10 protein-coding genes are annotated in these 9,208 nt (G+C 41.3%); 9 read left to right on the plus strand and 1 reads right to left on the minus strand.

Annotation, left to right across the window (positions count from 1 at the left end):
* Nucleotides 1-50: 50 nt before the first annotated feature.
* From tyrR to R7P72_RS23375, 4 genes are read left to right on the plus strand one after another with little or no spacing between them, the layout of a single operon-like run.
* On the plus strand, nucleotides 51-1,595 hold the full coding sequence (tyrR, locus tag R7P72_RS23360; protein ID WP_005376914.1) for a transcriptional regulator TyrR: 1,545 nt from the start codon (nucleotides 51-53) through the stop codon (nucleotides 1,593-1,595).
* A gap of 36 nt (nucleotides 1,596-1,631) precedes the next feature.
* Nucleotides 1,632-2,216, plus strand: a complete 585-nt coding sequence (rimJ, locus tag R7P72_RS23365; RefSeq protein WP_005376916.1) for a ribosomal protein S5-alanine N-acetyltransferase — start codon at nucleotides 1,632-1,634, stop codon at nucleotides 2,214-2,216.
* Between the two features lies 1 nt (nucleotide 2,217).
* A complete protein-coding gene (locus R7P72_RS23370) occupies nucleotides 2,218-2,805 on the plus strand; it encodes an HD domain-containing protein (RefSeq protein ID WP_005376917.1) in 588 nt (195 codons plus the stop codon).
* Nucleotides 2,806-2,818: 13 nt separating this feature from the next.
* A complete protein-coding gene (locus R7P72_RS23375) occupies nucleotides 2,819-3,292 on the plus strand; it encodes a DUF2947 domain-containing protein (RefSeq protein WP_005376919.1) in 474 nt (157 codons plus the stop codon).
* Nucleotides 3,293-3,335: 43 nt separating this feature from the next.
* Here the strand turns inward: R7P72_RS23375 and R7P72_RS23380 are convergent, their stop codons facing one another.
* A complete protein-coding gene (locus R7P72_RS23380) occupies nucleotides 3,336-4,298 on the minus strand; it encodes an integron integrase (RefSeq protein WP_318110771.1) in 963 nt (320 codons plus the stop codon).
* 250 nt (nucleotides 4,299-4,548) lie between these two features.
* On the opposite strand from R7P72_RS23380, the gene R7P72_RS23385 reads away from it, so the two are divergent.
* From R7P72_RS23385 to R7P72_RS23410, 5 genes are all read left to right on the plus strand, one after another.
* Entirely contained in the window at nucleotides 4,549-5,637 is a 1,089-nt protein-coding gene (locus R7P72_RS23385; protein WP_005376982.1) for a PD-(D/E)XK nuclease domain-containing protein, read from the plus strand.
* 147 nt (nucleotides 5,638-5,784) lie between these two features.
* Nucleotides 5,785-6,192 (plus strand): hypothetical protein, encoded by a 408-nt coding sequence (locus R7P72_RS23395; protein ID WP_005377015.1) that lies wholly within the window; start codon nucleotides 5,785-5,787, stop codon nucleotides 6,190-6,192.
* A gap of 127 nt (nucleotides 6,193-6,319) precedes the next feature.
* Nucleotides 6,320-6,829, plus strand: coding sequence for a hypothetical protein (locus tag R7P72_RS23400; protein ID WP_005377016.1), 510 nt, complete (start codon nucleotides 6,320-6,322; stop codon nucleotides 6,827-6,829).
* Between the two features lie 132 nt (nucleotides 6,830-6,961).
* The gene (locus R7P72_RS23405) at nucleotides 6,962-7,522 is read left to right on the plus strand and encodes a hypothetical protein (protein ID WP_250159092.1); all 561 of its coding nucleotides are present in this window, start codon (nucleotides 6,962-6,964) and stop codon (nucleotides 7,520-7,522) included.
* Between the two features lie 1,291 nt (nucleotides 7,523-8,813).
* Nucleotides 8,814-9,092 carry a hypothetical protein gene (locus R7P72_RS23410; RefSeq protein WP_005377018.1) on the plus strand — a complete coding sequence of 93 codons (279 nt, stop codon included), beginning with the start codon at nucleotides 8,814-8,816 and terminating at the stop codon, nucleotides 9,090-9,092.
* The last annotated feature ends 116 nt before the right edge of the window (nucleotides 9,093-9,208 follow it).

The raw sequence follows: 9,208 nt of genomic DNA on the forward strand, positions 1-9,208 counted from the left end.
TAGAAACTACTGTCAACTTTTCCTGACAGTTGTGAATTGGGATATTTTAAGTGCGTCTTGAAGTCTTATGTGAAGATCGACTCGGCTTGACCCGAGAACTGCTCGATATTTTAGCGTCTAAAAGCATCGACTTGCGTGGTATCGAAATCGATATTAGCGGTATTATCTATTTGAATTGCCCGGATATTGATTTTGATACGTTTAGTGAGCTGATGGCTGAAATCCGCCGCATTCCGGGGGTGAAAGACGTACGTAAAATCCAGTTTATGCCGATGGAGCGCCACAATACGGAGCTGCTCTCGTTAGTTGATAACTTGCCCGATCCGGTTTTTGCCATTGATCTTAAAGGTGCCGTAGACATGGCAAACATGTCTGCACTTTCATTGCTTGGCCTTCACAAGCAAGAAGTGATTGGTACTCAAATCGGTGCTTTGTTACCAAGTGTTCGTTTCTCTCGTTGGTCTGAAGGTGTTAATGGTCGAACGCGGGAAAACCTTGTGATTGATGGCTTGGACTATGTTCTAGAGTTGATGCCCGTTTATATCCGAGACGAAGCGCAAAACTCGACTCTAGCGAGTACTCTAATGACGATTCGCTCTAGTCAGCAAGTTGCCAGAATTGAAGAGGCACTACCGCTGCATAATCCTCTGGGTTTTGAGCACTTTGTTGGTATATCGAACCGTCATAAAGCACTAATGAACCAAGCTAAGAAGCTGTCTGTGCTTGACCAACCATTGTTGATTGAGGGCGAAACGGGGACTGGTAAAGAAATGCTTGCTAAAGCTTGCCACAGCCGTTCTAGCCGCGCGAGCAAGCCATTCCTAGTTTTGAGTTGTGCTTCGATGCCTGACGATGTAGCAGAAACCGAACTTTTTGGTCATGCGCCGGGTTCATTTAATCATGAACAAGGCCACAAAGGCATCTTTGAGCAAGCAAATGGCGGGACGGTATTTCTTGATGAAATCGGTGAAATGAGTTCGCACCTTCAAATCAAGCTGTTACGTTTTCTACAGGATGGTAATTTCCGTCGTGTCGGTGCAGAAGATGAGATGCATGTCGATGTTCGTATCATCGCTTCAACAAAACATAACCTTGCCGAGCTTTCTGAAGCAGGAATGTTCCGTGAAGATTTGTATTATCGTCTCAACGTACTTACGCTCAGCATTCCTCCGTTACGTAAGCGCTCAAACGACGTTGCACCATTGCTTGAGTTGTTTGTGGCGAAACATGCTCAACAGCTTGGGATTGATAAGCCAGAGTTTGATGATGGTCTAGTTGATGCCCTTGCAAATTATCAGTGGCCAGGAAACATGCGCCAGCTGGATAACATGGTTCTTCGAGCGCTCACGGAAATGGATGGTGGTATACTAAACGCGGATCACTTTAATTTACCTCAGCCTCAGTCAGTCGGCGCTGGTAGTGCAACGCTTAACATCGACGGTTCATTGGATGAGATCATGCGTGATTATGAATCTCAAGTTCTGGAACGTTTGTATCAGTCATTCCCATCAAGCCGCAAGCTTGCTAAGCGCTTAAATGTATCGCATACCTCAATCGCTAATAAACTGCGTGATTACGGTATCCGTAAGAATTAATCGAATTGAACGAAAAGACGGAATTAATCATTTGTAATGGAAGATAACAGCTCATCTATCGCCGTTCATAAGTTGGACGGTGACTTGCTTCTTCGTACCGCTGAAATCGGTGACGCAGATATGATTGCCGAATATTTTCAAGCCAACCGAGAATACCTGAAACCGTTTGAACCGAAACGTGAAGAGGCTTTTTTCTCAGTGAACGGTTGGTTGCAAAAGCTTATCAAGCTCAATGAGCTGCATCGAATGGGATTGGGGTATTATTGCCTTTTAGTCAGAGCCTCTTCGGGTGAAATGCTAGGTACGATATCCTTTAGTAGTTTGAGTCGTTTTCCTTTTTATTCTTGTAACGTCGGATATTCTCTCGCTGAAAAAGCGCAAGGGCATGGTTATATGCGTCGTGGATTAACCATGGCTTGCGACTACATGTTTAACGTTCAGAAACTGCATCGTATTCAAGCTGGCTACATGCCTCACAATAAACGCAGTGAAGCTGTTCTAGAGCATGTAGGTTTCAACCGAGAAGGGTATGCAAAAGATTACCTTTTGATTAATGGTGAGTGGCAAGACCACGTTCTAACGTCGCTTATTAATCCGAATTGGCAGCCAGAAGGGCGATAGTATGGAACGATTGGAAAAGCAGTTAGCACTTGTAATCGAGCTCGATAAACTCAAAAGCATTTTGCGCCGAACTCGAGTTAAAAGTGCTGAAGGGCGCCTCGAAAATAGTGGTGAGCATAGTTGGCATGTCGCACTGATGGCAATATTGATGGAAGAGCATGCGAATGCACCTGTTGATATTTGCCGAGTGATGAAAATGTTATTGATACATGACGTAGTAGAGATCGACGCGGGCGATACCTTTGTTTATGATACTGCTGCGTCTCAAGAGCAAGCAGAAAAAGAAATTAGAGCCGCAGAGCGCTTGTTTGGTATGTTACCCAGCGATCAGGAGCAAGAGCTATTGGCGCTTTGGCATGAATTTGAAGCCGCGCAGACCGATGATGCTAAGTATGCAAAAGCACTCGATCGGTTAATTCCAATGCTCTTGAACTACCATAATAATGGTCAGAGTTGGAAGGAACATGGTGTCTCACGCGAACAAGCACTTACCATTAATAAACGAATTGAATTTGGCTCTGTTACCTTATGGGACAAAGCGAAAGAGTTGATTGAAGAAGCCACAGAGAAAGGTTGGTTGAAATCGTAATAAAGGAGACTGAATGTCTTATTTGCCTTTGGACGAATACCAAAGAAAATGGATTTTTACGCATCAGTCGATGCCTGTGCCAGAAGAAGATTTGGCTTTTATTAAGCCGATGAGCCAAGCCCGCTCAGCACAATTTTGGAAAGAAAATATCAGTGCTCAAAGCCCTGATATGGATAGACTTAGTTCCCAAGACTGGCCAATGAATGAGGCGAATTGGTCTGAAATTGTGGATTGGATGGCTGCGTGGGAGTCGGATGATCCTGACATGCCAGCGGAAGCTGAGGCACATATCGATTGGCAAGACGATGTAACCGTTTACTTTTGCTACGAGAAGTACAATGTCATCGAAACGAAATGGTCTATTTTTAAAAAGCACTGGAAGAACTTTCTCTTTTATGACGATGGTCCGATACTAATAGGACGTCGCCGTTCGCAAGCACTTTGGTTTGATTCAAAAGGCAATGTGAAACTCGGTGTTCGTCAATAAAGAGTTATAAAACAAAGCCACCTTTCGAGGTGGCTTTGTTTTTCTAAAGGCTGGATAATGGACTCAACACACCACCAGCCCCGCGCTCGATAACGTGAGTATAGATTTGCGTGGTTTTTACATCAGTATGCCCTAATTGTTCCTGAACAGTTCTAATGTCTGCGCCAGATTCCAATAAATGCGTGGCAAAACTGTGTCTTAGTGTGTGGCAAGTTACAGTTTTCTCAATGCTTACGTCGCTTGCCGCGCGCTTTACCGCTCTTTGTATTGCGCTTTCATTGATATGATGCCTCCGGAGTTCACCAGTGTCTCGATCTGCGCTTAACTTTGTTGATGGAAACAAAAAGTGCCAGTTAAAATCTAGCTCCGCTTTTGGGTATTTACGTCGTAAACCTTCAGAGATATATACGCCCGCATAACCAGGCATGTGCCTATCTTTAAAGTAGTAGTTTCTTGCTAAATTAACTTGAGCTTTGAGTGGTTCATGTAGTTCTTTGGCTAATGTGACTGTACGATTTTTACCTCCTTTTCCTTGCCAAACGCGAACTGCACCATAATCATAATCGATGTCTTGAACTCTTAAGCGTAAACATTCCATAACTCGAAGCCCGGAGCCGTAAAGTAGCTGAATATGGAGTCTATACCTCGGGTCGATATGCTGAACGAATCTTCGGATCTCCTCCCTGGTTAACACAACGGGAAGTTTCTTTTCGGTCAAGGATTTCTGAAATCTCATATCAAGTGATAGTGGGGTTTTAAAATAATCACGATATAAAAATGATATTGAGTTCAGCGCCAAAGCTTGCGTTTTTACCGCAACTTTTTCTTCTACCGCTAAGTAACTCAGAAATTGAATGACATCATCTTCTGCTAGTGTTGATGGGTGGGCGAGCTGGTGAAAAGTGATAAAACGTTTTATCCAAAATAGATAACTTTCGATAGTTTTATTCGCATAATGACGAGTAAGCATGTGCTCTTTTACACTAAGTAAAAACTGACTTTTTATGATAAATTAACCTGTTTATTTATACAGCTCCGTTAATGTATCACCATTTTTGAAATTAGCGTGCTGTGCGCCGCCTAATTGCGCGCGCCACCACACATATTCATACTGTTTTTCTATTTGTTTCATGCATATAAGTGCTACGATTGATAGCGCTTTTGATAAGAAAGAAGGCGGTAGCCTGCCAGAAAAACGGCAAATCGCCGTATAGAAAGCGTTATATGTATTTTCGAAGGAGGTCATTGGTATAACGATGATGTTGATATCTGAATTTGAATGGTTGAATAAATTAACCAAAATCCGTAGAGATAAGGCAGGTTTGTTTGAGGCAATTATGAACTCAGGCACTGCTTGCAAGAGCAGAATGAGTGTTGAAGGTGACAGTTATTGCCCAGAAATAAAAATTATCTTCGATAAGTCAAACCGTATCGTGAAGATCTCGGATAATGGTGAAGGTATATCCTTAGGTAAAATAAAGACTTTGCTTAGTAGAATAGGAGTTACTACTAATACTGAAAATATTTGTCAGCTTTTAATAGATAATAACATCGAAGAGAAGCCAAGTGATCCGTTTCGAGGTTGGGGTATAGTTGCGATACTCTCTGGCTTTACATATGTCAGAATTATGAGTCACAACATTAACGAGAGTTCAGGTGTCAGAATAGACCTCGACTCTGAAAATGAGAGTATTAAATTATTTTCAATTAATATGGGTGACTTTAAAGAGACATCATTCATATTTGATTATGATGAATTTTTGAAAGTATGGGGTAATAGCTACGAGGTAAAAGAACTTCTCGATATGGTTAATATGTATCACGGAGATATTGACATATCATTGGTAGAGGTTGATTCGACAAGTATTGGTGCTAAATATCCTCCTTCAAAAGTTAAAGAGTTAAAGCAATCAATTTCATTAATGGAGCGCGAAGGAAATATCGATAAGTTTGTGGGTTTTTTAAAACAAGATAATCGAACTCTCTCCAATCGAGATCTTTTGCGTCTTGATGAAAAGCATTATAAATTTAAGTTACTATCACTTTTCGGCTTGCACAGTGATTACAGTGTAATTAGTGAAACAGAAGTTGATGATGGTTACATTGATATTCTTTTGAAGAAAAAAATTTCATCTATTGAAACATGCTTTGAATGGTTAATAGAGTTGAAATACGTAAAAAACAGCGATGCAAATAATATAAATAAGATTAGAGAAGATGGTATCGAACAAGCACGTTCTTATGCTGAGAGTCGAATTATTGTGGAGACAATGAAAGCAAATACACTTAAAACGGTAGTTCTTACTTTCCTGGGTAAGACAGAGGTGTTTGTCGACTACGTTTAGCAAGATACATATAACAAACTGTTTAAGAGTGATTCGCAACGCGTGGCATTTTTACTATGCGTTGAATTTAGTGTTTAAGGTGGTATGCGGGAGCTTCGGTATTGCGTTGCTCACACCTTAACAGGGCGTTAACTGTTTGAGGAAAAAATGAGAAAATTCGATAAGCCGCTATTCTGGCTGTATATAAAAACAAGAGACTCATTGTTGTCATCTTTTAAGGGCTTTCTGGGAATGCTTTTAGTGTTGATCGGGGCAGCAGTAGTTTTAGGTAATGAATCCCCTGAGAATGTCTGGATTTCGGTGGGAATCATTTTATTAGTATCTAGTCTTCCAGTCTCAATGGGCTTGATGATGGTAAAGTTCAAATTTAAGAGCTTTGCTGGATCAATACCTACAGCAGAACTAGCGTACTTCTTACAGCACGATGAAGGTGCAAACTTAGATAAAGCTGTGAGAGGTTTATTCTCGTTATACATATCTTTTATGATTTACCTTTGGTTTACGATGGTAGCTATCGCAGCTCTTGGTATGTTGGGAGCAAAGCTCGTGTTGTAAAACACAGCTAACAAACTGCTCAAGAGGGATTCGCAACGCGTGGCATTTTTACTGTGCGTTGAATTTAGTGATTAAGGTGGTTTGCGGCGGCTTAGGTATTGCGTTGCTCACCCCTTAGCAGGGCGTTATGTTCTTGGAGGACGTGGTGGAGTATCAAAGAGATAGGGTAACTTTTAGCGTTTTCCATAAACTTGTTGTAAAGCTATATAAGGCTCTCATATTCAAACTTTCAAACAAAAAAGAGAAGCTAGAGTGGCAGTTAATATTGATAGCCGATTGTTTACGAATCATCGGGCTATGTAGGTTGGCTTATTGGATGGCTTCTAAAGTGCAAACTTCAACGTCTAGCGTTAAGAACAAGTTCTGGTCAACCCATGCTTCAGGTATAGCTCTGCAATATGCAGGTGACATGATTGGCGCTGAAAAAGAATTCCTAAAAAGCCAGGATTTTGCTTGTGAGCTCTCTTTGAGTTTTAGTTTACAGCATTTGGGTAAATTGAACGTTGAGCTTGGCAACTATGAACTGGCTGAGCAACAGTTCATAGAAGCGTTGGCAATTCGAGATAAATTGAAGCGGACTGACTTGGTAGAGTCGACTAACCGGGCAGTTCGAGGACTACAAAAGCTACGAACATAACAAACTGTTTAAGAGTGATTCAGCACGCGTAGCATTTTTGATATGCGTTGACTTTAGTGTTGAAGTGCCATGCAGCAGCTTGGTCATTGCGTGCTTCACACCTTAACAGAGCGTTAGGCATTAGGAGAAATTATGATCATGGAAATACTGACGGCGATTCTCGTCGTTGTCACTGGGATTTACGCGTATTTGACATATAAAATGTCGAATATGAGTGAGCGTTCTGTACAGATGATGAAAGAACAAACAGAAGCGATGTCTCGTCCCTATTTGGTAGTTCAACCTATTGTAAGACCCCATACACCTTTCTTGTATTTAAAAATCTACAACAGTGGCAAGACACCTGCATTAAACGTAAAACTAGAACTTGATAAAGACTTTTATGAGTTTGATGAGTCTGATAAAAATTTGAGGGAAGCAAGCGCGTTTTCATCTACTTTTGATAGTTTTGCGCCAAACCAAGAGTTGTTTTTTGCTCTTGGTCAAGGCTGGCTTATCTTTGGTGACTCAAAGCATTCATTACCTGAACAGTTTGTAGTCACAGCATCCTATAGCTATATGGACAAAGAAGTAGTTGAAAAAAGTCATATTGATCTACGCCCATTTGCACAAAGCGAAGGTGAAAGAAATCCTATCGTAGAAGAACTTGGAAAAATTAGAAAAGCTCAGGAAAAATTGGCAAAAAATGCCTAACAAACAATTTAAGAGTGATTCACCACGCTTGGCATTTTTGGTTTGGGGCTAGTTTAGTGATTAAGGCGCTCCAGTTGAGTTTTGTGGTCGCGTGGTTCACACCTTAATTGGGCGTTAGTACGGGGTTGACATCAAAGGTCATAAGTTTTGGTGTTTATTTGTTTCTGTGCTCGTCTTTACACCTTTCAGTTTGTACCTTTCACGTTCTTTCCGGTGGCACTATATGCGGAGTGTTGGCTTTGATTTCACCGTTTACGGTGTCTAACTCTTACCCTATTTCTTTGGCGCTTCTTCTCTTTCATGGTTTTTACGAAGTCAGAGTTGTCTTTCTTTGGTATTGCCGTCGAAGTGCGAGGATCGAATCCTTTTCTAATTTGAAGCCAGTGAAAGTAGGGCAGTTCAGTGCGTTTTTCTTCTAGCCAACTTTCGTCTTTCAATCGGGGTAAAGTTTTGTAGCTGCCCGTCTCACTTCAGTGTTCAAAGCCTTTCATATTATGCCAGTTTTCAATATCTTGGAGCGCATAAATAGAAGTAGCGCATGTACTAACAAATTGCTTAAGAGTGATTCGTAACGCGTGGCATTTTTACTTTGCGGTGGCTTATGTGATTAGGGCGCTGTGCGGTAGCTTTTGTATTGCGTTACTCACACCTTAGCAAGGCGTTAGTACGGGTTTGACATCAAAGGTCATAAGTTTTGGTGTTTATCCGTTTTGACGCTCGTATTTACACCTTTCAGTTAGTGCCTTTCACGTTCTTTCCGGTGGCACTATATGCGGAGTGTCCGTTTTGATTTCACCGTTTACGGTTTCTAACTTTTAGCCTATTTCTTTGGCGCTTCTTCATTTTCGTGATGGCTTTTGAGAGAACCTTGATTACTTTTGGTGTGGCTGTTGAAGTACGAGGAAAGAATCCTTTTCCAATTTGAAGCTAGTGAAAGTTGGGCAGTTCAGTGCGTTTTTCTTCTAGCCAACTTTCCTCTCTTAATCGGTGTAAAGTTTTGTAGCTGCCCGTCTCACTTCAGTGTTCAAAGCCTTTCATATCATGCCAGTTTTCAATATCTTGGAGCGCATAAATAGAAGTAGCGCATGTACTAACAAACTGTTCAAGAGGGATTCGCAACGCGTGGCATTTTCACTATGCGTTGGTTTTAGTGTTTAAGGTGGTATGCTGCGGCTTGGGTATTGCGTTGCTCACCCCTTAACAGGGCGTTAGGCGACATGAGATCAACGATAGAGTAGTGATAGTATCTTGGCGTGAATCTAGCTTCAGTTAATAGAAAAGGAGTGGATTAATGAATGGTAAAGCATTTGATAATTGGCAAAAATCTCGAAAGAAAGGATGTTTAAATTGGCTTTTCAGAACCACTTTCGTCACAGCCATTTTGTACATGATTTTTAATGTTATTTTCCTTTATCCATCTTCTGATGCGGCAAGCATTACGATTTTCTTATCGGATAATGCTCTTAATTACTCAATTTACACGATCGGGATGTTTTTCGCATTTTGGGCTATTTGGCTATACAACGAATCTTCGTATGAGAAAGAAGTTAAACGTAGAAATATCGCCTAACAAACTGTTCAAGAGGGATTCGCAACGCGTGGCATTTTCACTATGCGTTGATTTTAGTGATTAAGGTGGTGTGCGGTGGCTTCGGTATTGCGTTGCTCACCCCTTAACAGGGCGTT

This window comes from Vibrio sp. Vb0888 (genome assembly GCF_033338835.1).
Classification (GTDB): domain Bacteria; phylum Pseudomonadota; class Gammaproteobacteria; order Enterobacterales; family Vibrionaceae; genus Vibrio; species Vibrio alginolyticus.

Bases quoted from the DNA above. Each gene is read 5' to 3' on its own strand.
- rimJ (WP_005376916.1), top strand. From the start codon at position 1,632: ATGGAAGATAACAGCTCATCTATCGCCGTTCATAAGTTGGACGGTGAC.
- R7P72_RS23395 (WP_005377015.1), top strand. From the start codon at position 5,785: ATGAGAAAATTCGATAAGCCGCTATTCTGGCTGTATATAAAAACAAGA.
- R7P72_RS23385 (WP_005376982.1), top strand. From the start codon at position 4,549: ATGATGTTGATATCTGAATTTGAATGGTTGAATAAATTAACCAAAATC.
- R7P72_RS23370 (WP_005376917.1), top strand. From the start codon at position 2,218: ATGGAACGATTGGAAAAGCAGTTAGCACTTGTAATCGAGCTCGATAAA.
- R7P72_RS23405 (WP_250159092.1), top strand. From the start codon at position 6,962: ATGATCATGGAAATACTGACGGCGATTCTCGTCGTTGTCACTGGGATT.
- R7P72_RS23410 (WP_005377018.1), top strand. From the start codon at position 8,814: ATGAATGGTAAAGCATTTGATAATTGGCAAAAATCTCGAAAGAAAGGA.
- R7P72_RS23400 (WP_005377016.1), top strand. From the start codon at position 6,320: ATGTTCTTGGAGGACGTGGTGGAGTATCAAAGAGATAGGGTAACTTTT.
- R7P72_RS23375 (WP_005376919.1), top strand. From the start codon at position 2,819: ATGTCTTATTTGCCTTTGGACGAATACCAAAGAAAATGGATTTTTACG.